This is a genomic window from Phycisphaera sp., assembly GCA_025916675.1.
Taxonomy (GTDB): domain Bacteria; phylum Planctomycetota; class Phycisphaerae; order Phycisphaerales; family UBA1924; genus JAHCJI01.
Window position 1 is genome coordinate 532,651 of record CP098402.1, and the last position, 25,146, is coordinate 557,796.

Below are 25,146 nucleotides of genomic sequence, written 5' to 3' on the forward strand. Positions count from 1 at the left end.
GCGTTGGGCTCTTCACGCCGGAGCATCCGCCGAGCGAGTCTTCGAGCGAAAGCGCATGCGGGAGGCGCGGCCGCTTCTGCGGCCCGGCCGTCAGGCCGCAAGCGAACGAAGTGAGCGCCCTAGAGCAACCCAACAGAACGCAGCTCTGGCGCAGCCGTCTTCGGCTCCGCCAGAGCGTCGAGCGTGCAAGAACGGCCGAAAGCACGGCGTCGAGCGTACAAGAACGCTCGATAGCACGCCGTCGGACTTCCAAGAACCCCCGAGCACACCACAAAAAAGCGAGGGCCCCCGGCTCCACCGGACACCCCCGCCAGAACGCATCAATGCAAGGTGCCCTACGCCGCGTCGCTGGCCGTCCCTTGCGAGATCGCCAGTTGGTTCCCCTGCGTGCCCAGGCTGATGACCACGGTCGACGTCCAGCCGCTCACGCGGGTGTCGGTACCGGCCTTGCCCACGCCCGCCGAGGGCCGCTTGGCCCGCACGCGGTAGCCGGCCTGGGGCGTGCCGGCGGCCACGCCGGTGTCCGACACCATGCGCGTGGCCACCGTGTCGACGGCGACCCAGGTCACGCCGCTGTCGAGCGTGCGCTGGACCTCGTAGTAGGTCCCTAGCGCCAGGCTGCCCTCCCAGCGCACCTCGATGGCCCCCTGATTGCCCAGTTGCAGCGTCACATCGGTGGGCACCTGCGGGTCGGGGCTGGGCGTGGGGCTCGCGGGCGGCTCCAGGCCGGCGGCGGCGTACACGCCCGGGTCGCTCTCGGCCCGGGCGTAGGCCCGGATGGTCGCGATGAGGTTGGACGCGAAGCCGCGCATCTCGGTGATGGCCTCGTCGCGGGTGGTCAACGCGTTCTCGGCGGCCAGCAAGGCGGCCTGCTGGCTGGAATACGCATCACGTGCGGCCTGGGTAAGAACACTCGCGGCCGCGACTTGTTCAACAGACAAACCCACGGCGGTGGGGTCGGCTTCCCACAGGGGGATGCGCTCTTCGAGGTACTCGATGGGGGCGACGACGGGCGATTGCGGGATAGCCATTGGCGGCTCCGTTTCTTCTGTGGGTCCGCCCGCGTGGCCGCGTCCATGCGGCCGGGGTTCGTCCATGGACGGGCGCACCGATCTTGCTCTGGAAACGAATGTCGTCGCGGTGGCGGGGCGACTCCAGTCCGATTTGGCGGTCTTTGGAATTTTTTCTCCTGGGGCTTTCGATGGCCGTGGGCGCTCGGGTTGTGTCGATCGAGCGTTCTTGGCCTTCCGCCGCTCGGCGGAGCCGAAGACGGCTGCGCCAGCGCTCGCGTCTGTTTGTTTGTTTGGAACGCTCGCGTTGCTCGCTTGCGGCCTAAGGGCCGGGCGGCAGAAGCGGCCGCGCCTCTCGCATGCGCTTTCGCTCGAAGACTCGCTCGGCGGATGCTTCGGCGTCAAGAGCCAATCGCGTGATCACGCCCAAGGCACTTTGCGACGGGACATCCGCACCAGCCGGTCTTCCGGCGCAGGGCGCATGTCCCGGCGCGGCGGCCCCCGGCCGCCCGGGCGGTAGCCCGCAAGGGAGCGCAGCGACCGCCCAAGAACAACCAGGTTGGCGCAGCGGAGGCGCAGCCGTCTTCGGCTCCGCCAGAGCGTCGAACGTTCGAGCACGGTCGTCAGCACAACCCGAACACCAGGAACGCCCGGGCGCCGCGGTCTTCGGCTCCGCCAGAGCGTCGAACGTTCGAGCACGGTCGTCAGCACAACCCGAACACCAGGAACCGCTCTGGCGCAGCCGTCTTCGGCTCCGCCAGAGCGTCGACCGTGCAAGAAACCCCCAAGAGCACAACACGAACACCCGAAATCACCCGCCCACGCGAGGGCCCCCGCCAGAGCGGCCCGCGGCGCTCCCGCACCACGACTTGAACCCAATTCCATCAGGAACTGCCCGCGAACCAAGGGCCTCTGGACGCGGCCAAGAGGCCTATAGACGCGATCTTTGGGCCTATGGACGCGGTCTTTGGGCCTATTGACGCGATCCTTGGGCCTATGGATGTGATCTTTGGGCCTATTGACGCGGTCTTTGGGCCAACGGATGCGATCCTTGGGCCTCCGGACGCCGCCAATAGGCCTCTGGACGCGAACTTTGGGCCTCTGGCCGCGGTCTTTGGGCCGTTGGGCGCGGCCGAACGGCCGATGATGGCGGGGCAAGAGACCCAGGGCCACGATCGGCGCCGCTTCTACACTCGCCCGTGGGGAGCCTCGCCCTCATCCTGGCCGTGCTGGCGATCGCCGTCGGAGCGGCGGCCGAGTTCGCGTCGCGGCGGCACCCGCTGGTGCTGACCGGGCTGGTCCTCAACGGCCTGGCGATGGTGTCGGTGGCGACGCTGTGGGTGATGCGGCGGAACGGGGCTTCGCCCGTGGGCCAGCTCAACAGCGCGGACGGCCGGGACTGGTGGTCGGTGTGGTTCCACCTGTGGCCCGTGTTCGCGCTCGGCCTTTTGGCGTGCTTCCAGATCGCGCTCGTCGTGCTATTCGCCACGATCGTCGTGCTCGTGCGGACGCGGCGACACGCCGAGGGCACGCCCACCCCGCGGCTGCTCCTGGAGCGCCGTGGCCCGGTGCGTGTGGCGGCGGTGGCGATGCTCGCCCACGCCTTGCTCACGCTCGCGCAGGTGTGCGCGGCAGCGTGGTGGGTGGGCTCGAACTTCCCCGATGCCTGAGGCCGGACGCGTGTTCGCGTTCGACCCGCGTACTCCGGGCGTTGGTCCGCGTGCTCACGCACGCGGCTCGGACGGAGGCCCGCCTTGCCCGCCGTCATCCCCGCCGGTCTTCTTCCGCCGGCGCTTGCGGCGCTTCTTTTTGCGGGGGGCGGAATCGCCCTGGCCATCGTTGGTGCGCGGCCGCTCGGCCTTGGGGCCGTCGGTCGGCGCGGTGCCGGTGGGGGTGGTGGGGGTCGTGCCGTCGGCGGAGCGTTTCTTCTTCTTGCGACGCTTCTTCTTGCGGGTCGGGGCCCCGGTGGTCGCGTCGGTTGAGGTGCCGCCCTCGGCCGGCTTGGCGTCGCGCCTCGGCTTGGTGGGCCTGGGCCGGGTGCGCGGCGGCGGTGGGGGCGCGATGACCTTGGCCGCGGGATCGGGCGCGTCGGCGGGGTCGATGAGGTCCTCGAGCGGGATGGCGACCTCGCGGCCGTCGAAGTCGAGCTTGACCAGCACGAGCTGGGTGAGGATCTGGGTGTCCAGCACGATGCCGGTGCCCTCGGTAGTGCCCACCGGTGTCTTGCGGTGGGGCAATCGTGCGGCCAGTTCCCGGTAGCTCTCGTCCTCGTAGCGCAGGCAGCACATCAGTCGGCCGCAGCGGCCCGAGATCTTGAGCGGGTCGAGCGTCGCCTTCTGCTGCTTGGCGGCGCGCATGGGGACGGGCTTGAGAACCTTTAAGAAGTTCGTGCAGCAGCAATGCTGCCCGCATCGCTCGTAGTCGGCGGTCAGGCGTGCCTCGTCGCGCGCGCCCACGGGGCGGACCTCGACGCGGGTGCCATCGGGCGCTTCGGTCTGGAGCGCATCGCGGAGCATCCCGGCTTGCAGGCGCGGGTCTGGCCCGCGCTGGGGGCCGCCCTTGTGCTGCTGGCCGGGCGGCATGCCTTCGCCCCCTTCGGCGAGGTAGTAGTACGCCAGCGTCTCGCCGCCGAGGACGCCCTCGGCCTGCACGATGCGGATGCCCACGCCGATCTCGTCGGCGATGGTGCGGGCGCGGAGCTTGAGCTCGTGGGCCGACTGCTCGAGCGCGGCCTGGGCGTCCATGTCTTCGGGCGTTGCGATGCGGAGGATGCGGCCCTTGTCGTAGAAGGGGTAGTCGCGGCCGCCCGAGTGGTCGATGTACTCGAGCATCTCCTTGCGGCTGATGCTCTTGCCGCAGCCGCTGTTGGGGCAGGTGCTGGTGAGCATCTCGCCCACTTCGGTGCCCCGGAACGTGCGCGCAACGAGCTTGCTGCCGCAGCCGGGCGTGACGTCGAGCGTGTAGCGGAACTCGCCGATGAGCTTCATCGCGCCGAAGCGGCAGACGACCGTCTTGGGCGCGGTGAGCTTCTCCCGCGCGATGCGGTCCTGCTCGTCGGTGTACTCGGCGAGGTCTTGCTCGAACTGTGGCAGCGGGACGATGGGCATGAATGTTCCGAGGGCTCCGATTGCGGAAGAGCGAGTGTGCGGCGGGACGCCGCTACGGAGCGCTCAAGACTATCGCCCACCACCGCCTGCGGCCGCCTTGGCCTGGGCGAAGACCTGGGCGAGGTCCTCGCTGCGCTGCAGCGTCAGCGTGCGGCCGTTCTCGGCGCGGTAGACCATGAGTTGCTCGGCCCGCTGGTCGAGCACGTAGAGCAGCTCTTCGCTGGAGCTCTGGCCCTGGGTGGTCATGGCCGAGTAGGCACCGCCCACGACGGCCATCTCGGCGAACGCGGCGGCGGGTGAGACGGGTGACGATTCACCCGAGCGGCCCGCCTGCACGAGCACGAGGCCCAGCAGCACGAGGGCGCTGGCCAGCAGCGGGATGGTGCCGCGGCGGGTGCTGGTGTCGCTGGTGGGGGGGTTGGTGTGCGCGGAGTTCATCGTCCACCCCCGGTCTGGCCCTGGGCGTCGAGCCTCAGGTTGCGATAGCCGACGCCCTCGAAGGACGTGCTCGACTGGTTCCACTTGAGCGTGACCATCTCCTGGTTGGAGGTATCGATGATGTGGACGGCGCTGCTGGGCGAGCCGGTCATCTGCCCGCCGAGGACCATGTACTCGCCGCGCGGGCGCTGGGCCTGCTGGGCGGTGGCGCTGGGGGCCAGCGTGATGGTGCCCAGCGCCAGCAGCAGGGCGGCGTTCAGGGCGACCAAGGCCACGCGCGGGTCGGCCAGCGCTGTTTTGCGCTGGGCCTTGCGCGTGGGGGTTGGTGTCGTCGTACTCATGATGATGCTCCGGGGGTTCGGGGCCCAATCCTTCGGGGCCGGTCCAGTTCGGGGCGGGGTGCGTGGCGCTCGGCTGGTTAGTCCTGGTGGCCGCGTTTAGCGGGGATCACCGTGGCGGCCACGATGCTGATGACCACCACGCCGGCGACCAGGAAGTTCTTGATGACCGGCGGCTTGTTGGGCTGCTGGGGTCGCGGCGGGGTGACCCGCTGCTGCTGCGTCGCGCCGGCGGCCTGGGCCGAGGCATCGGCGGGCAAAGCCAGCATCAGCGATCCGGCCAGGACGGCGGAGGCCAGGCCGGTGCGGAGGCCAGTTCTCAGGCGAGTGCGGAGAAGGTTGGGTTGCGATCGGGTCATCTTGGCGGCTCCGTTTGGTCTGTCCATGGAGGCTGTACCGCGGCACGGCCTCGGGCGTTGCAGAGTGTACGGGGGGAGAGGGGGCGGGGATGCTGGAGCACATAGCATCTGCCATGAGGATCAAGCTGCTGTTTTGCGTCATTGTCGGGGTGGGCCTGGCCCTCTTCACCGGCTGCGTGTCAGATCCCGAGCGTGCCGATGGAGCACGCCAAGCGGACCCGCAGTCGCTCGTCGGGAGGTGGCGTGTGGACCTTCGCCCGACCCCGGATGCCGAGGCTTATTACCAGAGCTTCGTGGTTGATTCCGTTGAGGAACGGACGTTCACTGGCACGTTCTATGGATCGCCGATCTCCGAAGCCCGCCTGAACGCCGATTGGGGCGACGTGGCGTTCTCCTTTGTCACCTCGGATGGGTCGGGGCCCTACCTCCACTCGGGCATCCTTCGAGGCGGTGTGCTCGAGGGCATGTCAAACTCGACCGGCCGCGGGTTCTTGTCTATCTGGAGGGCTGAGCGTGAGGAGTGATCTGCCGCTAGGCCAATCGCCTGTCGAGCCCATCGCGCACGCCCGGCCACTCGTGGGCAATGACGCTGTAGAACACCGAATGCCGGTTTGAGCCATCGGGCATGATAACCAGGTTGCGAAGCGTGCCTTCATAGACGGCCCCGAGCTTGGCCATCGCGCGCTGGGAGGGCGTGTTGCGGTGGTGGGTCTTCAGGCATACGCGAAGGGCCGGTCCGCCGGTGTGGCGTGCACAGGGCGCGAAGATCGGTTGCTCGAACGCGTGCGCCAGCAGCAGGCGTTTCATCTCGGGGTTGGTGCGTGTGCCGCGGTGGGCCGGGGCGATGAAGGTCCATCCGATCTCCAGCGTCCGGTGCTCGGGGCGGATGTCGAGGTAGCTGGTCATGCCGACGACTTCGTTCGTGGCGACGAGACGCAGGGTGAGGGGCTCGACGCTGGTGTCGTCGATGAGGAGTTGGAGGTACCGCTCCATGCCTGATCGATCGAACGGCGTTGGTAAACGCGTAAACCAGCGGAATGTCTCGGGTGATGTCGCGGCTGCCAGCAAGCCCGCGGCGTCTTCCAGTGATGTCGGGTCGAGGCGGACGGTGGGGCCGATCAGGGGTTGATCGACAAGAGGCACAGCTCAACTCCCCCCGATCAGGTCTCCAATCCCACCCAGGACCGAGCCCTCGCCCTGCCGCTTCCCGCCCTCGCTTGGCGCCGCGGAGATAATGCGGTCGGCCAGGCGGCTGAACGGCAGCGTTTGCAACCACACCGTGCCCGGGCCGGTCAGGCTCGCGTAGAAGAGGCCCTCTCCCCCGAAGATCTTGTTCTTGATGCCCTTGACGAATTCGATCTGGTAGTCGACGCTGGTGTCGAGGGCGACCAGGCAGCCCGTGTCGACGCGGAGCTTCTCGCCCGGGGCCAGTTCTTTGACCAACGTGGTCCCGCCCGCGTGCAGGAAAGCTTGGCCCTTGCCGGCGTCGCTGCTCAGGCGCTGCATGATGAAGCCCTCGCCGCCGAAGAAGCCCACGCCCAGGCGCTTCTGGAAGGCGATGTCGACGGTGACGCCGCGGGCGGCGCACAGGAAGGCGTCCTTCTGGCAGATCAGCGTGCCGCCGTGTTCGCCGAGTTCGATCGGGACCACATGCCCCGGATACGGCGCGGCGAACGCGCAGTCACGCCGGACGCTCCCATGATTATGGAAGTATGTGATGAAGAAGCTCTCGCCCGTGATCGTGCGCTTGCCGGCCTCAAAGAGCTTTCCTAAGAGCCCGCCGCCCTCCTTCATCGAGAGCTGGGTGGCCATCTCGATGTCGGGTTCGAGGTACATCATCGCCCCCGCCTCGGCCACCATCGCCTCGTCGGGGTCGAGGGTGATGATGACCGCCTGCATGTCGTCGCCGATGATGCGGTAGTCGATCTCGTCCACGTGGTTGCTGCGCATAGGGGTCCTCCAATCGGGTTGTTCGGAGGATATCCACGCGAGTTTCTGTCGGTCGGCTTATGGGCAGCCGAGATTGAACGCGTTGATATAGGTGAGGAAGTCGAAGACGGTGAGGCTGCCATCGCCGTCGAAATCGGCCTCGCTGCTGCCGGCTGCGAAGAGGTTCTGGAACTCGACGAAGTCGAAGACGGTGAGTTCACCATCGCCGTCGAGGTCGGCCAGGCACCCGCCCTCGCGGCCGTAGATGACGTACGAGCGACCCGGAGCGGCGCCGTCGGTACCGACCATGATGTCATCGCGTCCATCACCGTTGACATCGCCGATGAGTGCGACGGATTGGCCGCTTTCGTCGCCAGGAGTCGTACCATTGATCGTGAAGCCGTTCGGGCCGGCCAGGGATGAAAGGTCGAGCGAGGCGGGCAGGCCGGCCACACTGCCAAAGACGACATAGGTCTGCCCGGCGCGGAAGCGCCCCATGGGGTCGCCGCCCGGCGCACCGATGAGCAGGTCGGCAAGGCCGTCGCCGTTGAGGTCGCCCGCCGGCGAGACCGAGGATCCGCTCCAGTCGGCACCCGAGACGCCCTTGATCGTCGAGCCCGACGAGGTATCGAGGTTTATCGAGGCGGGGTAGCCACCAATTTGGCTGTGCACCACGTACGTCTGGCCGGCGAAGGATCGACCATCCGGGAAGGCGTAGCGGGCGCCGATGAGCAGATCGCGGACGCCGTCGTTGTTCAGGTCGCCCGCCAGCGCGACGCTGTGGCCGGTCTGGCCGCTGGTCGCCGAACTGCTCATGCGGAAGCCGTTCGAGCCGTCCAATGAAGTCAGTGGGAAGTCGAGCGGGAATCCGGCGGCGTTTCCGAAGACGACGTAGGCATGGCCGCTGCGGCCGGCCCGGCTGGCGCCGATGAGCAGGTCGTCTACGCCATCGCTGTTGAAATCGCCTGCCGATGCGACGGACCAGCCGCTGGAGTCGTCCATCTCGATACCGTTGATGCGAAAGCCCGTGGTGGCGTCGAGGGTGGCCATGTCGAGGACGGCGGGGAAGCCGGTGGTATCACCGTAGATGACGTACGTCTTGCCGGTGCCGAAACCGGCACCGCCGTACGGCCAACCGGGCGCGCCGAACGCCAGATCGTCGACCCCGTCGCCGTTGAGGTCGCCGGCCGATCCGGCGAACCAACCAAGGTTGGTACGAACCTCGCCGTACACGGTGAAGCCGTTGGTGCCGTCCAAGTTGGTGACGTCCAGGTCGGCAGCAAAACCGGCATCGCGTCCAAATACCACGAACGACTGGCCGGCCTGGGGGCGGCCCAAGGGCCAGCCATAGGCGGCGCTGACAACGACGTCGTCGATGCCATCGCCGTTGATATCGCCGGCGTGGGCGATGGCCTGGGTGTTCTGGGATCGAAGCTGGTCGGGGAAGCCGGTCAAGCGGAAGCCGTCGGTCCCGTCGAGCGCGTCCAGATCGACGGTGGCGGGGAAGTTGCTGTCGCGGCCAAAAACGATCGCACAATAGCTGCGGCCGGCGACGGCAAAGTCGGGCATGCCGTCGCTGTTCATGTCGCCGACGGGGGCCACCGAGAAGCCCGATCTACCGGCACCCGCGCCGGTGAGCACGAAGCCGATGCCGCCGTCCAAGTCGGCGAGTTCGAGCACGGCCGGGAAGGGCTCTTCCAGCGGTCCTTGGGCCAGGGTCTGGCCGGTGGCCAAGGCCAACCCTGCGGCGGCCACGAGGGCCTGTGTGGTGTGCGTGGTCGGGCTGATTCGGGTTCTGAGCGTGCTGTAGGGCATATTGGGCCTCCTTCTCTGCACACCATACCACGAACCAGCATGCGGACCAAAGCAATTTTTGGACTCTTATGGGCACCCCGCGTCGAACGCGTTCTGGAAGGCCAGGAAGTCGAAGATGGTGAGCTCGCCGTCGCCGTCGAAGTCGGCGATGGGATCGCCGGCGTCGAAGGCGTTCTGGAACGCGAGGAAGTCGAAGATGGTCAGCAGGCCGTCGCCGTCGAGATCGGCGGCGCACGCCACGCCGCGGCCATAGACAATGTACGCGGCGCCGGTGAAGTCGAATGGTGAGACCGCGACGCCCGGTGCGCCCACGACCATGTCGACGCGCCCATCGCCGTTGATGTCTCCGCCTCCGCCCACACCCGTTCGCAGCCTGTGCCCCGTGCCGGGGGCGTCGAAGTATGCCCCTTCGCCAACTGCGGCCAGGTCGTCGGGCTCGAGCTGTGCGTCGAATGGGCCCATCGTCGCCACGTCTCGGCCCAGCAGCAAGAACGCGTCGCTGACCCCGGGCATTGCGATGAGTAGGTCGTCCACGCCATCGCCGGTGACATCACCAGCGCCGCCGAGCGACTGCCCGGCCATCGCATTAACCGCCAGGCCCGCCAGCACGAAGCCGTCGGCTCCGTCGAGCTCATCCAGCGCGACCGAGGCCCCAAATGGCGAACTCGCCGGACGGCCGAACACCACGTACGTTCGCCCGTGGTCTTTGCCCGGGAACGAGTAGGACCCGTAGCGGGTGTGCGAAGCGCCGGGAGCCCCGAGCGCGAGGTCGTCCATGCCGTCGCCGTTGAGGTCGCCCGCGCCGGCCACCGCCCCGCCCAGGCGGGCGTCGATGTTGTCGATGTTCAGAGCGAATCCCTCCGTCCCGTCCAGCCCGGCCAGGGGGATTTCGGCGGGGAATGGATCGCCCGCGTCGCGGCCAAACAGCACGTAGGCCCGCCCACCATACACCGTGTAGCAGTAGCCGTACCCGCCGTAGCAGTACTGCTGGCTGTTGGCTTGCGAGGCGCCGATCACCACGTCGGCGAATCCGTCGCCGTTGATGTCGCCCGCGCCGGCGACCGAGCGCCCGGCCTCGTTAAACCAGTCCTCGCCCAGTACCTTGAATCCCTCGCCGGGCGCGAGCGCATCGAGCGCCACTTCGGCGGGGAAGCCGCCCGAGCGGCCAAAGAGCACGTACACCGCGCCCAGGCCCCCAACCGGCGGATCGCCGATGTCGTCGGGCGCGCCAAGCGCGAGATCGTCCACGCCGTCACCGTTGATGTCTCCCACCCCTGCAATGCTGGTGCCAGCCTGGGCGCAGTGCGTGCCACCGCTGATCGGCTGGCACACGTCGGTGATGCGGAAGCCATCGGTCCCATCCATGTCTTCGATCACGACCCGGGCAGGGAAGGGTGAGCCCCCGCCGGCCACGTCGCGGCCGAAGATGACCACCGCGCCGCCCGTGCCCGACGACGAGTATTGCGGCGCACCGCTGTCGCCCAGCACGAGGTCGTCAATCCCATCGCCATTGACGTCGCCCGCGGCCGCCACGGCATAGCCCATCGGCCGATCCGGGTCGGCCGAGCCGACGCGGAAGCCGTCGCCGCCGTCAAGGGCGTCAAGGTCGATTTCCGCGGGCAGGCCGCCAGCTCGCCCGAACACCACATAGGCCTCGCCGCCCACCCGGAACCGGCGATAGCCGTCGCTGGCCAGGGCCCCGATGACCACGTCGGCCAGCCCGTCGCCGTTGAGGTCGCCGGCGATGGCGGCCGAGAAGCCCAACTTCTCGAATTCCCCCAGCCCCATCGCGGCCGCCCCCAGCGTGCCGTCGCCGCCACCGGCGGGTTCGAGGGTTCCCAGGTCGATCCGGGCGGGGAAGGGCTCGGCGAGCGGATCGTCCTGTGCGAGCGCGTGGCCCACGACGGCCAGCAAGGCGAGGGCGGCGACGGGGCGGATGGTCGAGTGCGGCATGGCGGGCTCCTCTTTGGCCCACCATACCACAATCCGGCCGGATTTCCAAGGCAATTTCCGGGCTGCTATGGGCACCCGGCGTCGAAGGCGTTCTGGAAAGCAAGAAAATCGAAGATCGTCAGGCTGCCATCACCATCGAAATCGGCTCGGGCGTCACCGTCCTGGAAGAGGTTCTGGTAGGCTAGCGCGTCGAAGATGGTCAGCGTGCCATCGCCGTCGATGTCCACCGGGCAGCCGCACGCGGGGTTGGCGAAGGTGATGCGCATCTGCCCCGGACCGCGGTGTGGGCCGCCGATGGTCGCCAGGTCGTCCAGGCCATCGCCGTTCAGATCGGCCAGGGCCATGCGCCGGAAGGGTGTGCCAACATCGATCGTTGGGCCGGGGTTGAGCCACCCATCTCCATCCTGGACGAACACACGGGCCTCGAACAACCCGAGGACCACCAGATCGGTGCTGCCGTCGCGATCGAAGTCGGCCGCGATCAGGTCGCTTGGGAGTCGGCCGATGGCGAGCGACGTCTGAAAGCTCAGCACCCCCGTTCGGTCGTTCTCGTAGATCGAGACGAAGTCCACTTCACCGTCGCGATACTCGAACGCGACCGCAAGATCCGGCCAGCCGTCGCCGTTGAAGTCGCCCGTCACGGCGTCGACGGGCGACTCGAACTCGACGAGCACCTCGCCTGGCTCGAATGCGCCGCCCGGCACGCCGCGCGATAGCGTGACCACATCACCGGCCGACGACACCACGGCGGCGTCGATGGCGCCGTCGCGATCGAAGTCCGCGTACGCGAAGGTTCTGCCGCTACGAGCCGCCTCGAAGAAACTCGCCGGCTCGAAGGTCGCGTCGCCACGGTTAAGCAGGACGCCCAGGGCGTCGCTGCCGCCAGTGGCGAACAGCAGGTCCAGATCGCCATCGGCGTCCAGGTCGACCAGCGCCATGTCGTCGGGCCCCCCGCCCGGGCGCCATCGGCTCGCCAGCTCGAACGCGCCTCGGCCGTCGCCGAGCAGGACGGTCAGGTCGTTCTCGCGGAGCCCCGCCACGATGAGGTCGATCGTGCCATCGCCGTCCAGGTCGCCCGCCGAGACCGGCCCGGGAGCCTCAGTGAGCACGAAGTCCGTGCGCTCGTACGACGGGCCATCACCCTCGTTGATCAGCACGCCGAGCGTGCCGTCGTACACGTTCGTGATCGCCAGGTCGTCGTCGCCATCCCCGTCGAAGTCGGCCGCCGCGATGCCGCCCGTGCCCACGTGGCCGATGGCGACCTGCTCGCCGAACCGGCCGCCGCCCTTCCCGCGCAGCACGCGGGCGTAGCTGGGCTCGTCGCTCTTGGCCGTCACCAGATCGGTCCGGCCGTCGTTATCGATGTCGGCCGCCACGATCCCGGAGTTTCGGTAGCCCGCCGCCGAGGCCACCGCCGGCCCGAAGCCACCCTCGCCATCGCCGGGCAGCACGAACACGCGGCTGCCGTCGTAGTCGCGTAGCACCAGGTCGAGCGTGCCATCGTCGGTCACGTCGGCCGCGGGCCCGATCGCTCCGGGCACGCCCGGGTCGATGACGCACGATTCGGAAAACGATCCCCTGCCGTCGTTGACCAGCCAGCGGACGGGCTCGGTCTCGCGCCCCTGCACGAGCAGGTCGGCATCGCCGTCACGATCGAAGTCGCCGCCGACCAGGAATCCCGCCAAGTCTGGCGCCGGCCACGACTCCGGCGCGCCAAACACGCCGCCGCCAGCGTTGCGGAGCACCAGCACCAGATCGTTGCGACCATCGGGGAACGCGAGATCCACATCGCCGTCGCCGTCCAGGTCGGCCGCGACGATGTCGTCGCGCACCTGGCCGATCGCCACGAGCGTGCGGGCCCGCACCAGCCTGCCCGTGCCATCGTTGAGCAGCAGCACGACCTCGTCGTCGAACACCGTCGTCGTCACGGCGTCGGTGTCGCCGTCGCCATCGAGGTCGGCTAGCGCGAGCGAGATCGGGCCATCGCCCACCAGCACCATCGCGTGCTCGGCGAACACGCCCGCGCCGTTGTTGATGTACACCACCACGCCGTCACCGCGCTGGTCGGCCACGACAAGGTCCATGTCGCCATCGCCGTCCATGTCGGAGGCTTCGACGCGATACGGGAAGCCATGGCCGGCCAGGGCCTGGCGGAAGGGGAACCGCCCCGTGCCGTCGTTGAGGGAGACCACGACCTCGTTGCCGTACCCGTCGGCGGCCGCCAGGTCAGGATGGCCGTCGCCGTTGAAGTCGGCGCTGGCGATGTCGAACACCTCCCCGCTGGCCGGCAGGATCTCATCGGTGATGAACAGTTCCCGCGGGTCGCACACCTGCCCGCGGGCCGCTCCCACCGTGGCGAGCAGTGCCATCGCGCCCATGCACGCCGACCGCCCCTGTTGTCGAGTGCCTGGCCCCATGTTCGTCTCCTTTGATCGTGGCGGGCACCGATCGACACCCGCTGGCTTCGGTATCGGGGTTTGGCTAGCCGCCGTCGTAGTTTTGCGGTCCGGCCGCAGCGGCCAGGCGATCGAAACACGCTCTCAACGCGGCACGAGCGCCCGGTTGTTCATGAAGAACCAACACCCGCGCTCGCACGGCCCATCAACGGCCCGCTCACCCGCTCAAAGTCCTCCTTGCCCAGGCACACCGTGCGCCACCGCGCGCTTCGTACTCTCATTTGGGCGGCGTATGCCTCCACGTCGATGGCGCGCAGGGCGTACCAGCGGTCCTTGAAGATCCAGGCGTCCTCGAACAGCGGGCTGGGTGTGGTGGGCGGCTCGCCCGCGCACTCATACACAAACACGAAGCAGGCGGTGTAGTCGTGGCCGAACATGGACCGCCAGCGGCGGAGGCTGTCGACGTCGTCGTCGGTCACCCAGTTCTCAAGCCGCGTCGAGCCCACGGGCAGGCGGCGGCCCTTGAGTTCGACCAACAGATTGGGCGTGCCGTAGAGGACGTAGTCGAAGGCCTTCAGCGTCTTGCTGCGGCCGGCCTGGATCGTCGCGAGCGGTGCCTGTTCGCCGGGCAAAACCGCCCGGCGGGCCTCGTCGACGGCGACGTAGGGCACGCCACGCTCGGCCAGCATGCTGGTAAACGCCCGCTCGTAGTGGATCTGGCGGCGGCCCATGAGGCTGGATGATAGCGGTGTGTTCGGGGTGGCGAACGGTGGCTGCCGGCCGAGTGTTCAGGCCGTGTCAGCCGGGCGTCAAGTGTGCGTTCAAGCCGCAGAGAACAGCGGATACGGGCCGTGCGCGGTGGTAGGCTCGGACCGCTGCCGAACCCGCTCCCCGCTATCCGGAGTCGCCCTGCCATGAGCCATGCCAGTCCTCTGATTGTTTTGCTGCTCGCGTTGCTCGCGTGCGATGCAACTGGTGCTTCCAGCGGCCACATCGCCCGACAAGGCGAACGCGAGCCAGGGTACGAGGCGAAGGACGAGACGCCCTTCCTCTTCCACGACCGGCACGTGCACACGCACAACCGCCCGCACGCCACCGTCGCGCCCGATGGCACGCGTTTCTTCACGACGCGCGACTCGGCGGTCACGCTGCCCTTGCCGGGCGAGGACGACGCGTTCGTGTTCGCGGTCTTCGGCGATCGCACGGGCGGGCCCGACCTGGGCATCAATGTGCTGGCCGACGCGGTGCGTGATGTGAACCTCATCGAGCCCGACCTGGTCATGACCGTGGGCGACATGATCGACGGCTACAACCAGAGCGCCCAGTGGATGACCGAGATGGGCGAGTTCAAGGCCGTCATGGGCGAGCTGCTGTGCCCCTGGTTCCCGGTCGCGGGCAACCACGACATTTACTGGCGGGGTGAAGGCAAGCCCGAGGGCGAGCACGAAGATAGCTACGAGATGCACTTCGGCCCGCTGTGGTACAGCTTCACGCACAAGGACAGCCACTTCATCATCCTGTACACCGACGAGAGCAACCCGGAGACCGGCGAGAAGAACTTCAACAAGCCAGCCAGCCAGGCGATGAGCCCCGAGCAGAAGGGGTTCTTGGCCGACGCGTTGGAGCGTGGCAAGGACGCGACGCACCAGTTCGTGTTCGTGCACCACCCGCGATGGCTGGGGCGCAACTACGGCAGCGACTGGAACGACAACGTGCACCCGATGCTGGTCGAGGCCGGCAACGTGCGGGCCGTCTTCGCGGGCCACATCCACCGCATGCGGCACGATTTTGGTCCGAACGGCAACGACGGCATCGAGTACGTTACGCTGGCCACCGTCGGCGGCCACCAGAACGGCCAGGTTCCCGACGCCGGCTGGCTGCACCAGTACCACCTGATCACCGTGCGTCCCCAGCAGATCGCCATGACGGCCTACCCCGTCGGTGCCGCGATGAACGTGCGCGAGATCACCGGGGAGACGGCCGACATGCTGGCCCGCCAGGCCCGCAGCGCGGCCCAGATCGACGGCGTTGTTGGCTTCGATGCGACCGGGAGCGCTCGCGGCGAGGTCGCCCTGACCATCGAGAACACGACCGACCGGCCCCTGGACCTCGCCGTCACACCGGCCTCGGGCGACAACCGTTGGCTCGTGCGGCCCGATCACGTCCACGCGATCTTGCAGCCGGGGGAAATGAAAGAAGTCGCGTTCCTGATCGGTCGCCCGTCGAACACTGCCGACGACTACCTCGATCGGTTGAGCCTCGCGGTCGACGCCGACTACCTGGGCCAGACCGCTCGCTACGCCTTGCCCACGCAGGAGGTCGAGGTGCCGGTCGACCTCGCGAGCCTGATGGGGAGCGAGCCCGCGGCGGTGAACATGGCCCTGGACTTCGACGGCGTCGACGATGCCATCCTCGTGCCCAGCCACGCCGCGAGCGTGGCCCAGGGGCCGTTCACGTTGGAGTGCTGGTTCAACGCACGCAGCTTCTCGGGCCGCCGGGGGTTGGTCACCAAGACGCAGAGCAGCGAGTACGGCTTCTTCGTGAGCAACGGGGTGCTGGGCTTCAGCAACCACCTGGGCGGCGGCTACCGGAACAATCGGGTCCTGGACGCGATCGAGACCGACACCTGGCACCACGTCGCGGCGGTCTACGACGGCAACGCCACCCGCGTGTACCTCGATGGCGAATTAGTCTCCACCGAGGGCGTCGATCCCGCGTGGGACCGCAGAACCAACGGCCTGCCGCTGATCATCGGGGCCGACCCCGACGGCTCGGGCAACCCCATGAGCTTCTTCGAGGGCCAGATCGACGAGGTCCGCCTGTCCAACACCGCACGCTACCGCGGGGAGCGGTTCAGCCCGCAGCGACGCCTCGGGGCCGACGCCGCCACCGTGGTCCTGTACACCTTCGACCGCTCCCTTGGCCCCTACGTCCTGGATGGCTCGGGCAATGGCCACCACGCCAGGCGTGTCGGCTCGCCCAAGGCCGTCGACGCCCGGTAATCGCCCCAAGGGCCGAGCGGGACACCCCCAAGAACCGCCTGGGGAATAAGGCCGGGCCCACGCGACTCCATATCATACTAACCATGGCTGAAGTGCTGACCGATCCCCTGGCCCGCCTGGCGCTCGTCCGCGAGTTGCTCGAGGATGTCAGCCGCGCTGAAGAACCCGGGCAGATCCAGCTCGCCTTCCGCCGCATGTGGCAGCTCTACCCGGTTGACCTGTACGTCTCGGCCTCGGTCCGCGGGCTGGCCGAGGGCCAGTACAAGGTCACGCGGATCATCGACACCCAGGAGGTTGCCGACGCCCCGGATGATGGCAAGAACATCTACGAGCGGTTCGATCCCTGGAAGAACTGGAAGGCGCTCCCGGTGCATGGCGGCGGCTTGCTGGGCGAGATCATGGATGCTGGCGAGCCGGCGGTGGTCCGGATCGACGGCGTGAAGGACGACCCCGCGCTGGGCGATGCCGCCGCGGGCATGAAGGCGGTGCTGGCGACACCGATCTTCGATCGCGGTCGACCGCTCAACTGGGCCTTCCAGTTCGTTCGTGATGCCGAGGCGTTCAACGAGGAAGCGCTCGAATTGTTCGTGATGGTGGCAAACCTCAGCGGCACGGCGACACGCAACCTCGTGGCCGTGCGTGAGGCCGAGCAGGCGACCAGCCGGCTGCGCGGGCAGTTCGAGGAAGTCGCCCGCGTTCAGCAGAGCCTGCTGCCTCGCTCGCTGCCGGATATTCCCGGGCTCTCGCTGGCAACGAGCTACCTCACCAGTGACCAGGCGGGCGGGGACTACTACGACTTCTTCCCATTCGAGGACGGCCGCTGGGGCATCCTCATCGCCGATGTGGCCGGCCACGGGGCCGCGGCGGCCACGGTGATGGCCATGCTCCACGCGATCCTGCACGCTTACGAGGGCAGCGGCATCCATCCGCACCTCGTGCTCGAGCACGCCAACAGCCGCCTCGTCGCCGCCGGGCTCGAGGGCGCGTTCACCACGGCCTTCCTGGGCGTGTACGACCCCGCGACGGGCGAGTTCCAGTTCAGCCGGGCCGGGCATAACCCGCCGCGATGGAAGCGGGGCGCCTCGGGCGAGGTGCTCTCGATCGAGGAGGCGGGCAGCCTGCCGCTGGGTGTGTTCGAGCCACTGGGTGCGACCAGCGCATCGATCAGGCTCGAGCCGGGCGACACCATCGTGCTTTATACCGATGGCATCACCGAATCGTTCAACCAGAAGCGTGAGATGTTCGGCGTGAACGGCCTGGACGAGGCGCTCGAAGGTTGCTCGGGTCAGCCGGCCTGCGTGGTCGATTCGGTCCACGGCGCACTCTACGAGCACACGAACTCACGCACGCGAGACGACGATCAGACCATCGTCGCCCTGCGCTACGCTGGCGTCCCCCAGGACCAGGATGCCACGTTCAGCACCGCCGCCGGCGTCCTGGCATGAACCCGGCCGGGCGAGACTGGTTCGAGCGGTCGCCGTTCGGGCCATCCGATGCACGAGGCAACTCGACAACCGAGAGTGGCTTGCGGTTCAACTGCACGATGTGCGGAAATTGCTGCACCGGCGTGCCAGGCACGGTGATGCTCGACGCGAGCGAGCGAGCAGCGCTGGCCCGGCACCTCGGCGTGAGCGAAGCCGAATTCATTGCGCAATACACCAAGCCGATCGATGGCGGCATCTCGCTGGACGAACGCCTGACCGCGTTCGGGTGGGACTGCGTGTTCCTCGATCGCACGACCGTGCCCGGCAAGGCCGTCTGCGGTGTGTACCGAGCCCGACCCAAGCAGTGCCGCACCTGGCCCTTCTGGAAGCGCAACCTGACCGATGAGCGTGCGTGGGATCGGGCGAGCGCCACGTGCCCCGGCATGAACACCGGAACGCTCACGCCCCCCCGCACCGTGCGCTTGACGCGTGACGCGAGCCCCATCTGATGCCGGCGTTCGATGTCGAGGATGTCGCCCAGGCCCGGCGTTGGCTTGATGCGGTGCGAGAGCCCGAGGTCGGCCAGCGGCTGGACGCGATCTACGCCATGATCGCCGACCAGGTGGCCGCCCGTGCCCCGGCGTGCGCGGCATCGGGCCGCTGCTGCAATTTCGAATCCTACGGTCACCGTCTATATGTCACCGGGCTCGAAGCCGCGTGGTGCGTGCGCCAGCTCGCGCCCGAACATCCCAGCCTGACGCCCGACACCGTTGTCGACGCGCTCGAGCGGGGCGGGTGCCCGTTCCAGGACGGCACGCTGTGCGGCGTACACACCATCAAGCCCGTGGGGTGTCGCACGTACTTCTGCGATCCGACATCCCAGGAGTGGCAAGAAGGCCTAACCGAGCGCGCGCACGCCATGGTGAAAGCTCTGCACCTCACGGCGGGCGTACCGTACCGATACATGGAGTGGAGGGCGATGCTGTCGTTGCTCGCCGAAGTTCTTCTTATTGATCCTGAGACTCAATTACAAACGTGACCGGCCCGTCATTGCAAAGACGCACGTGCATCTCCGATCCAAAAACGCCGGTCTCAACGTTGATGCCCTTCCCTGAAAATTTCTCCACAAACTCCTTAAACATGCCACTCGCCGCATCGGACGGCATGGCCGTATCGAAGCTGGGTCGAAGGCCCTTGCCGATGTCGCATCCCACGGTGAAGTTTGGCACGAGAAGGATTCTTGCATCGGGAACTTCCAGCACAGAGAGATTCATCTTGTCTTGCGTATCCGGGAACACTCGCAACCGTAAGAGCTTGTTGGCCATCCAATCCAATGTGGAATCGGTATCGCCGCGTTGCAAGCCAACCAAGGCCAGTAGGCCGTGGCCGATTTGTCCGCTAACATCGCCCTCTCGTGGGAGGATGACACTGGCTTCGGCTACACGTTGGATGACAACTCGCATCTCCCGGCTCTCCCTTTCGCTCCGAGGCGGGCATGGACACTGACACGGTCATTATTGGAGGCGGCCTGGCTGGCTTGAACTGCGCGCGCAGATTGCATGCGGCCGGCCGCTCGTTCATCCTCTTGGAAGCCGCGGACCGGCTCGGTGGTCGGGTCCGCACCGAAACTATCTCGACATCGGAAGGCGATTACCTCGTTGATTGCGGCTTCCAGGTGCTGCTCACGGCGTATCCCAACGCGGCCGAAGCGTTCGATTACGATGCGCTCGACCTGAAGTGCTTCTATCCCGGCGCGATGGTGTTCCACGACGGGCAAATGCATCGCGTCGCCGATCCCCGCCGACGGCCCGGCGACGCGCTCCGCGGCTTTCGAACGCCCATCGCGACCACGCGCGATAAGCTGCGCCTGGCCGAAATGTCCTTGCGCGTGCTCGCGGGGCCGGTCGAGAATCTCTGGGCCCGGCCCGATCGGTCCGCGATCGACGCGTTGCGCGAGGAGGGCTTCGCGAGCACGACCATCGATCGCTTCTTCCGACCGTTCTTTGGCGGGGTGTTCTTCGATCCGGACCTCGAGACCTCCAGTCGCATGCTCGAGTTTACCTATCGCATGTTCGCACAAGGTCGTACGTGCGTTCCGGCCCGTGGCATGGCCGCGCTGCCCGCGCAGATCGCCCGTCGATTGCCAGCAGATTCAGTGCAGGTGGATTCTCGCGTTGATCGTCTGGAACGCACCAGCAATGGCTGGACAGTCCAAACCACAGATCGTTCGGTGAGCGCGACGAACATCGTCGTGGCGGTCGAAGGCGGTACCGCACGCACACTGATGTCGCCGCACGCGACTGTTGACGCCAAGCCGGTGCGTTGGCGACAGACGGCGACTATCGCCTACGCCTGCGACAAACCTCCCACCGAAGAAGCCATCCTGGTGCTGGACGGCCAGGGTGAAGGCCCGATCAATCACCTGGCTTCCATGAGCGTCGCTTCGCCCGCGTACGCACCCAAGGGCAAGCACCTGGTGTACGCGAACGTGATCGATCCCACCATGCTCGCCGCCGCGATGGATGACGAGGTGCTCGACGACGTCGCGCGTCCCCAACTCCGCCGGTGGTTTGGCGAGCAGGTCGATGGCTGGCGTGCGATCAATGTCGATCGCATCGATCACGCCCTGCCGGACCAGAGCCCACCCTGGCTGAGTACGCCCCAGCGGCCGGTCGAGATGGGTGGCGGGCTCTTCGCCTGTGGTGATTGGCTGGACAATGCCTCGATCGATGGCGCCCTGGCGAGTGGTTCTCGGTGCGCTCAGGCCGTGCTCGACCGCACGCCCGCCTGACACGCTCTTGGCACGGGCCATACGCTGGGGCATTGGAGATGCCCATGCGTGTTGCCGCTGCTATTGCCGTTGCCATCCTTCTGCTTCTCGTCTCGCCCTCGCCGGCCCAGACGGTCGTCGAACTCGTCGAAGACGCCGATTCGCTGGTCATCCGCGAGATGCTCGCCGTCGATCGCCTCTCTCGCGGTGGGCGCAGCCTGATCGTGACCGATCCGGTCGAAGCCAGCATCGTCCGAGGCACGTGGGGTACGCCGGTCGAGGACGAAGTGGTGACAGCCGCGGACGGGCGGACCGCGACCTGGAAGCCGATCTCCGCCAACGATGACGGCGTCTTCAATGATCGCGCACTCGCCGGCGGCTACGCCCACGTGATCGTCCGGTCGCCGGTCCGCCGCATCGTGATGCTCCATGCCCGCGGCCATCGGCACGTGAGTATCAATGGCGAACGCCGAGGCGGCGACGTGTACAACCTCGGCATCACGGTGCTCCCCATCGAATTGATCGAGGGCGACAACGAGTTGTTGTTCAGGGGCGGGCGCGGGCGGCTGCGCATCGAGCTGCGCGAGCCCAAGGCGGAGTTGTTCTGGCTCGATCGCGACGTGACCAGGCCCGACGTTGTCGAAGGTGGCGAATATGTCGCAGCTTCGCCTCTGGTGAACGCTACCACCGAGCAACTGATTGGCGTGCAGGGTGTGTGGGACGGCGGCCGCTTGACCACCCAGGTCGTCCCCGGGCTGGGGGGGATCGCGCCCCTTGGCGTCCGCAAGCTGCCTGTGCACATGGCTCTCCCAGCAACTTTGGAAACCGATGAGGTCGCCGTCGAGTTGGGTGCCCTCTCAGGAATGACACAGGCCCAGACATCCGTGTCGCTGCGGATGCGAGAAAGGCATAACAAGCACAGCCGCACCTTCATCAGCGACATCGACGGCAGCGTGCAGTACTACGCCGTCACGCCGCCCACCGAAGGAAAGAGGGTCGAAGGTCTGATCCTCACCTTGCACGGCGCGAGCGTCGAGGCGCGCAATCAGGCCAATGCGTATGGCCACAAGGATGGCACGATCATCGTTGCGCCCACCAACCGCCGCCCCTTCGGCTTCGACTGGGAAGACTGGGGCCGCATCGACGCGATGGAAGTACTCGACCATGCCTCGGATGCGTATGGCCACAACAACCCGCAGCGCACCTGGCTCACCGGCCACTCCATGGGCGGTCATGGCACGTGGCAGGTGGGCGCCCACTTTGCCCCAAAGTTCGCCGCCATCGGTCCCAGTGCCGGCTGGCGAGACTTCTGGAGCTACGGCGGCGCGGGCGACTTCGACGAAAGCGACCCCATCGGCCAGATCCTCAACACCGCCAACAACGCCAGCCGCACGCTGCTGCTCGAAGAGAACTACAAGGACCTGGGCGTCTACATCCTCCACGGCGACGCCGACAACAATGTGCCCGTGTCCCAGGCCCGTTTCATGCGAGAACGGCTGGCGAAGTTCCACCCCAACTTTGCCTACTACGAACAACCCGGGGCCGGGCACTGGTGGGGCAACCAGTGCGTCGACTGGCCGCCGATGATGGAGTTCTTCGAGGATCGCAGCATCGACATGACGCCGGCGAGCGAGACCTTCATCACTATCAATCCCGCCATCAGCAGCGAGGGGCGGCTGTTTACGATCCATCGGCAGGCGAAGGCGATGACGCCGACGCAGGTCGAGCTCGTGCGGGACACCAACAAGAACACGATGGTGGTGACGACGGAGAACGTGCTCGCGATGGTCATCGAGCCCCGAGCATGGAGCGATTTCAAGGTCGAGCCCGCCACGCTCACCGTCGACGGGCAGACGTTTGATGTCCCCCTCCACCGCGATGAAACCGGAACCACTCGCCTCCAACGTGCAAGCGTCGACCAGCCGTGGGAAGGAACTGGCAGGTTCGACCTTGCCCTCAAGGGCGCCCACCGCGCCGGACCCTTCAAGCACGCCTTCAACAACCACATGGCCTTCGTCTACGCCACCGGCGGCACCGATGATGAGAACGCCTGGGCCCTGGCCAAGGCCCGCTACGACGCCGACACTTGGCAGTACCGCGCCAACGGCTCGGTCGACGTCGTGCCCGACACCGCGTTCGATCTCAATGACCCCGAGAACGCCGACCGAAACATCATCATCTACGGCTGCGCCGATTCACATCGGCTTTGGGATGCCCTGCTCGACGATGCCCCGATCCGCATCGCGCGCGATGCGGCGACGGTGGGGGATCGCACGCTGGAACGTGACGACTTGGCCGCCCACTTCCTGTATCCAAGACCCGGCAGCGACACGGCGCTCGTCGGCGTCGTCGCGGGCACCGGCGATGGTGGTCGCCGACTGGCCGACGAGCCGCGGTACTTCATCTCGGGCGTGGGCTACCCAGATTGGATGCTCACCAGCCCGGACGTGCTCAAATCGGGGCTCGATGGTGTGGTCGCCGCGGGCTTCTTCGAGTCCGATTGGTCGGTGAGCGAAACGCAGAGCGCCTGGCGTTAGACGATCTTGGCCACAACGAACGTGATGTCGTCGTCCTGTGACTTGTCGCCGCACGCGGCCTTGTGATCCTCGCGGATCGCCGCGGCGATCGACTCGGCGTTCTCTGTGGCCGACTCGCGGATCACCCGCTGCAAGCGTTCCATGCCATAGAACTCGCCGTCGGCCTGCTTGGCTTCCCACAATCCATCGGTCGACAGCACCACGATATCGCCCGGCGAGAACGGTCCGGCGGTGTACGTCTCGAACTCCCTGCCCGCAAACAGCCCGAGCGGGATGCCGCCGCCCTTGTGCTCGGCGAAGCGATCATCCTTCGCGACATACACCATCGGCGGACCGTGACCCGCCGAGGCCCAAGCCATGTTGCCAGTCCCGCCATCGAGCACGACCAGCAGCATCGTCATGAAGCGTTCGCCGCCCGTGTCGTCAACCAGCAATTCATTGAGGTGCTTGAGTAACTCGCCCAGCGACGCCGGTTCGTGGCACCGGCTACGCAGGATGCCGCGGGCCGTGGCCATGAGCATCGCCGCCGCCACGCCGTGGCCGACGACGTCGCCGATGGCCAGTGCCGCGCATCGCTCGCTGAGACCCTCGATGTGCAGATAGTCGTAATAGTCCCCGCCGGTTTCATCGCAGTACGTGCTGTGGCCGGCGATGTCCAGGCCCTCGATCACCGGCGGTTCGTGGGGCAGCAGGTTCTTCTGGACCTCCATCGCCACCAGCAGGCTCTCGCGCAGCCGAACGCGATCGCGCAGGTCCTCGGCCATGGTGTTCACCGCCTCGGCGATCCGGCCCAACTCGCTCGTCACACCGGGCACGACGCGTTCTTCGAGCTCTCCCTCGCCCACGCGGCCGATCTCTCGCACGAGCCTGGACACCGGCCGCGTGGCCAGCAGGCCGAGCGCCAGGCCAAGCAGGACGGTGAGCACGAAGGCAGCCGTGCTGGCCCGATCGCTGCTGGCCCGCGCGGCGGCCACCGGCAGGAGCAACTCGGCTTCGGGCAGGGCGGTGATGATGCGCCAGTCGAGCCCCGGCGCATCGTGGTACGCCGACACGCGGACCAGCATGGGCGAGCCGGCAATATCGGCGACGATCGTGCCGGATTCGATCTCTTCTGACAAGTCCTCGGCTCGCTCGCCCTGCTGACGGGCCACCTCGCGCGCCACGTGATTGGCCGCGTCGCGCACCCGGGCATCGGCCATCTGCGAGGCGACCGGGACGGCCGGCAAGCCGTCGATCTCGATGATGGCCGGTACCTGATCCTTGGGCAGCGAGTGGGCGATCAGCCGGCCGCCGCCGTCGAGGATCAGCACGAACCCCGCGTCGCCCACCTCGAGCGTTCGAAGAAAGGCCGCGAGGTCTTCGAGGCTGAATTCGGCCGCAAGAACGCCGATCAACTCGCGCTCTTCGCCATCACCGTTGGGCTCGATGTACACCGGCTCGACGAACGGCAGGCCGAGCGTGGTGGCCTGCCCGTCCACATTCAGCCACGCGTAGGGGTCGAGATAGGTGGGCTTGCCGCCCAACACGGCCCCGACATACCAGGGCCTGCCGCGTGGGTCGTACGGATAGCCGCCGATCCGATCGATGACGTTCCCCGTTGCGTCAAGAGAATACTCCTCGACGTACCCGGTATCGGGCGAGTCGTTGGCCAGCTTGGTTTGCTCGTCGGCGATGGCGAACTCGGGGTGCAGCTTGCCCGGGTAGCGGAACACCCAGGTCGCCCGGCCCGTGGCGTCGCCCCAACTGATGCCGCTGATCATGTCCATCGCTTCGGCGAACTCGAACAGCGGCCCGCGCCAAGACCGCAGGTCGTCCCGATCGCGCCGGCCGGCCAGGATGTGCCCGCGCTGGATGCGCGTCGCCCGTGGCAGGGTTTCGAGCAACGACGCCAGCCGTTCGTCGATCCGGCCGTGGATCTGGGCCATCTCGGCGGCGTTCAGCGTGCGCGCCGTCTCGCTGGTCTGCCCGCTCCACAACGTGACCAGCACGACGGCCGCGACCGCGACGGGCAGGCCCATGAGGAGCGGCAAGAGCACTCGGATCGACACGCGGCCAAGCATGGTCAACG

At 67.4% G+C, this 25,146-nt stretch carries 21 protein-coding genes; 8 read left to right on the forward strand and 13 right to left on the reverse strand.

Annotation, left to right across the window (positions count from 1 at the left end; translation table 11 throughout):
• Positions 1 to 335 precede the first annotated feature (335 nt).
• Positions 336 to 1,031 carry a hypothetical protein gene (locus NCW75_02360; protein UYV13138.1) on the reverse strand — a complete coding sequence of 232 codons (696 nt, stop codon included), beginning with the start codon at positions 1,029 to 1,031 and terminating at the stop codon, positions 336 to 338.
• Positions 1,032 to 2,209: 1,178 nt separating this feature from the next.
• Here NCW75_02360 and NCW75_02365 point away from each other — a divergent pair.
• Positions 2,210 to 2,680: a hypothetical protein gene (locus NCW75_02365; GenBank protein UYV13139.1), complete on the forward strand. Its 471-nt coding sequence runs from the start codon at positions 2,210 to 2,212 to the stop codon at positions 2,678 to 2,680.
• A gap of 54 nt (positions 2,681 to 2,734) precedes the next feature.
• Here the strand turns inward: NCW75_02365 and NCW75_02370 are convergent, their stop codons facing one another.
• The 4 genes from NCW75_02370 to NCW75_02385 form a co-directional block, all read right to left on the reverse strand.
• Positions 2,735 to 4,117: a hypothetical protein gene (locus tag NCW75_02370; protein ID UYV13140.1), complete on the reverse strand. Its 1,383-nt coding sequence runs from the start codon at positions 4,115 to 4,117 to the stop codon at positions 2,735 to 2,737.
• 69 nt (positions 4,118 to 4,186) lie between these two features.
• The gene (locus tag NCW75_02375; GenBank protein ID UYV13141.1) at positions 4,187 to 4,555 is read right to left on the reverse strand and encodes a hypothetical protein; all 369 of its coding nucleotides are present in this window, start codon (positions 4,553 to 4,555) and stop codon (positions 4,187 to 4,189) included.
• A complete protein-coding gene (locus NCW75_02380) occupies positions 4,552 to 4,896 on the reverse strand; it encodes a hypothetical protein (GenBank protein ID UYV13142.1) in 345 nt (114 codons plus the stop codon). The genes NCW75_02375 and NCW75_02380 overlap by 4 nt, the downstream gene beginning before the upstream one ends.
• 77 nt (positions 4,897 to 4,973) lie before the next feature.
• Entirely contained in the window at positions 4,974 to 5,252 is a 279-nt protein-coding gene (locus NCW75_02385; protein UYV13143.1) for a hypothetical protein, read from the reverse strand.
• Between the two features lie 113 nt (positions 5,253 to 5,365).
• Between NCW75_02385 and NCW75_02390 the strand changes: the two genes are divergently transcribed.
• Positions 5,366 to 5,776 carry a hypothetical protein gene (locus NCW75_02390; GenBank protein ID UYV13144.1) on the forward strand — a complete coding sequence of 137 codons (411 nt, stop codon included), beginning with the start codon at positions 5,366 to 5,368 and terminating at the stop codon, positions 5,774 to 5,776.
• 7 nt (positions 5,777 to 5,783) lie between these two features.
• Here NCW75_02390 and NCW75_02395 read toward each other — a convergent pair whose 3' ends face one another.
• From NCW75_02395 to NCW75_02420, 6 genes are all read right to left on the reverse strand, one after another.
• Complete coding sequence (locus tag NCW75_02395; GenBank protein UYV13145.1) at positions 5,784 to 6,395, reverse strand: GNAT family N-acetyltransferase; 612 nt, start codon at positions 6,393 to 6,395, stop codon at positions 5,784 to 5,786.
• A gap of 3 nt (positions 6,396 to 6,398) precedes the next feature.
• Positions 6,399 to 7,202 carry a TIGR00266 family protein gene (locus NCW75_02400; GenBank protein UYV13146.1) on the reverse strand — a complete coding sequence of 268 codons (804 nt, stop codon included), beginning with the start codon at positions 7,200 to 7,202 and terminating at the stop codon, positions 6,399 to 6,401.
• 57 nt (positions 7,203 to 7,259) lie between these two features.
• Entirely contained in the window at positions 7,260 to 8,996 is a 1,737-nt protein-coding gene (locus NCW75_02405) for an integrin alpha (protein ID UYV13147.1), read from the reverse strand.
• A 66-nt stretch (positions 8,997 to 9,062) separates the two neighbouring features.
• The gene (locus NCW75_02410) at positions 9,063 to 10,949 is read right to left on the reverse strand and encodes an integrin alpha (protein ID UYV13148.1); all 1,887 of its coding nucleotides are present in this window, start codon (positions 10,947 to 10,949) and stop codon (positions 9,063 to 9,065) included.
• Between the two features lie 65 nt (positions 10,950 to 11,014).
• Positions 11,015 to 13,366: an FG-GAP-like repeat-containing protein gene (locus NCW75_02415; GenBank protein UYV13149.1), complete on the reverse strand. Its 2,352-nt coding sequence runs from the start codon at positions 13,364 to 13,366 to the stop codon at positions 11,015 to 11,017.
• A 149-nt stretch (positions 13,367 to 13,515) separates the two neighbouring features.
• Entirely contained in the window at positions 13,516 to 14,076 is a 561-nt protein-coding gene (locus NCW75_02420; protein ID UYV13150.1) for an HYExAFE family protein, read from the reverse strand.
• Positions 14,077 to 14,259: 183 nt separating this feature from the next.
• Here NCW75_02420 and NCW75_02425 point away from each other — a divergent pair, with 183 nt between their 5' ends.
• The 4 genes from NCW75_02425 (at position 14,260) to NCW75_02440 (ending at position 18,810) form a co-directional block, all read left to right on the forward strand.
• A complete protein-coding gene (locus NCW75_02425) occupies positions 14,260 to 16,347 on the forward strand; it encodes a metallophosphoesterase (GenBank protein ID UYV13151.1) in 2,088 nt (695 codons plus the stop codon).
• Between the two features lie 83 nt (positions 16,348 to 16,430).
• Positions 16,431 to 17,792, forward strand: coding sequence for a SpoIIE family protein phosphatase (locus NCW75_02430; GenBank protein UYV13152.1), 1,362 nt, complete (start codon positions 16,431 to 16,433; stop codon positions 17,790 to 17,792).
• A complete protein-coding gene (locus NCW75_02435; GenBank protein UYV13153.1) occupies positions 17,789 to 18,280 on the forward strand; it encodes a YkgJ family cysteine cluster protein in 492 nt (163 codons plus the stop codon). Before NCW75_02430 ends, NCW75_02435 begins: the two co-directional genes overlap by 4 nt.
• Positions 18,280 to 18,810, forward strand: a complete 531-nt coding sequence (locus NCW75_02440; protein UYV13154.1) for a hypothetical protein — start codon at positions 18,280 to 18,282, stop codon at positions 18,808 to 18,810. Before NCW75_02435 ends, NCW75_02440 begins: the two co-directional genes overlap by 1 nt.
• Here NCW75_02440 and dtd read toward each other — a convergent pair.
• Positions 18,779 to 19,234, reverse strand: a complete 456-nt coding sequence (dtd, locus tag NCW75_02445; protein ID UYV13155.1) for a D-aminoacyl-tRNA deacylase — start codon at positions 19,232 to 19,234, stop codon at positions 18,779 to 18,781. The two genes, NCW75_02440 and dtd, sit on opposite strands and share 32 nt — an antisense overlap.
• 32 nt (positions 19,235 to 19,266) lie before the next feature.
• Here dtd and NCW75_02450 point away from each other — a divergent pair, with 32 nt between their 5' ends.
• Together NCW75_02450 and NCW75_02455 are read left to right on the forward strand one after the other, a co-directional pair.
• Complete coding sequence (locus NCW75_02450; GenBank protein ID UYV13156.1) at positions 19,267 to 20,562, forward strand: FAD-dependent oxidoreductase; 1,296 nt, start codon at positions 19,267 to 19,269, stop codon at positions 20,560 to 20,562.
• Between the two features lie 38 nt (positions 20,563 to 20,600).
• The gene (locus tag NCW75_02455) at positions 20,601 to 23,078 is read left to right on the forward strand and encodes a prolyl oligopeptidase family serine peptidase (GenBank protein UYV13157.1); all 2,478 of its coding nucleotides are present in this window, start codon (positions 20,601 to 20,603) and stop codon (positions 23,076 to 23,078) included.
• Here the strand turns inward: NCW75_02455 and NCW75_02460 are convergent.
• A complete protein-coding gene (locus NCW75_02460) occupies positions 23,075 to 25,138 on the reverse strand; it encodes a SpoIIE family protein phosphatase (GenBank protein ID UYV13158.1) in 2,064 nt (687 codons plus the stop codon). The two genes, NCW75_02455 and NCW75_02460, sit on opposite strands and share 4 nt — an antisense overlap.
• Between the last annotated feature and the right edge of the window lie 8 nt (positions 25,139 to 25,146).